Here is a 1410-nt window from a genome sequence, read left to right as displayed (position 1 = left end):
GAATAAAGAGTACTTATTGTCTGAAAAATATGATTCTTTAAGAAATTACGACTTTAGAAATGACTACCAAAAATTCGCATATTATTTTAACATTGGAGAAGAACCAAATGTTAGCGGAAATTATCTGACAAGAATAAAAAAAGATTCTACGACAAATATTGATTGGAACATCAATAAAATTCCATTAGAATATAGAGGTGATTTTCTAAAAGAAGCCATTTCTGTTAAAATAATTGACAGAAAGAAAATAGTTGAGAAAGATGATTATGACCCAAAAGATGAACTTATAAGTTGATATATAAAAATTAATAAAGGTGAAGAAGATGGAATTAAAAAAGGATTTCATTTTACAACAGAAGATGACGAATATTTCATTGATATAGATTCCGTTCAAAACAAAGTGAGTTTTGGGAAATGTTACATCTATAATATGGACGAACAATATTTCCGAATTGGAACTGAAATGAGAACAAAATGGAAACAATAACGTTTGCTAACAATGTATAACCGCAATTACGGCGGATTCGACTACGTCCGAATCCACTCGGAATTGCTAACGTCTGTGCTTAACCGAAAAATTTGCGTACTTTAACCCTTAACTGACGGTTATACGAGACCGTTAGCGGGCATTATAAAACGTCACATTAGAAAGATGATATAGAGATGAGCGAAAATTACAAATTAAGACCTTGGAGAAAGGAAGATTTACAAAGTTTGGTCAAATTTGCTAATAATTGGAACATTGCTAAAAATTTGACGGATAAATTTCCTTTTCCTTATACTGAAGAAAACGGAAAATCATTTATTGATTTTGCGACAAAAGACGACCCAATACATATTTTCACGATTGACATTGACGGGCAATCGGTCGGTGGAATTGGAATACATCCACAAGATGACATTCACAAAAGAAATGCTGAACTTGGATATTGGTTAGCAGAACCTTATTGGGGATTAGGAATTGTAAGCAGTGCGATTAAAGAGATGGTAAATTTTGCTTTTGAGACTTATGACATTGACCGTGTATTTGCTCGACCTTTTGGTAGCAATATTGCTTCACAGAGAGTTTTAGAAAAGAATGGTTTTGTTCTCGAAGGGAAATTTGAAAAAGTACTTGTGAAAAATGGGGAGTTATTGGACGAACTGATTTATGCAATTAGAAGAGAAAAATGGAATAACTAACGACCCGCTAACAATGTATATAAAAAATAGGCGTAATAGTAGTAAAGTTAAAGGTTTTAGCTCGTATCAAACTCTATGCTTAATCGAAAGTTTAGTGCTTCGAAATCGCCTACTTTTCATATACCAACCGATGATGCACAATTCACCTAAAGGTGAACCCAAATCGCTACATTGTCGCTCCGCTCCAATTCCCGCACTTTGGGGTTTGTGCATCATTACTTCGGTAAA

General features: G+C 33.6%; 2 protein-coding genes. Both read left to right on the top strand.

Going from position 1 to position 1410, the window contains the following annotated elements:
- A partial coding sequence (locus BIZ36_RS20640; RefSeq protein ID WP_222937499.1) for a hypothetical protein occupies positions 1 to 295 on the top strand: 295 nt, incomplete at its 5' end.
- 368 nt (positions 296 to 663) lie between these two features.
- Positions 664 to 1182, top strand: coding sequence for a GNAT family N-acetyltransferase (locus BIZ36_RS20635; RefSeq protein ID WP_187459747.1), 519 nt, complete (start codon positions 664 to 666; stop codon positions 1180 to 1182).
- Positions 1183 to 1410 lie beyond the last annotated feature (228 nt).

The sequence above is a fragment of the Cytophaga sp. FL35 genome (assembly GCF_014349235.1).
GTDB lineage: Bacteria > Bacteroidota > Bacteroidia > Flavobacteriales > Flavobacteriaceae > Euzebyella.
The sequence above is the reverse complement of the archived record's forward strand: the minus strand, read 5'-3'. Positions and strand labels throughout refer to the sequence as shown.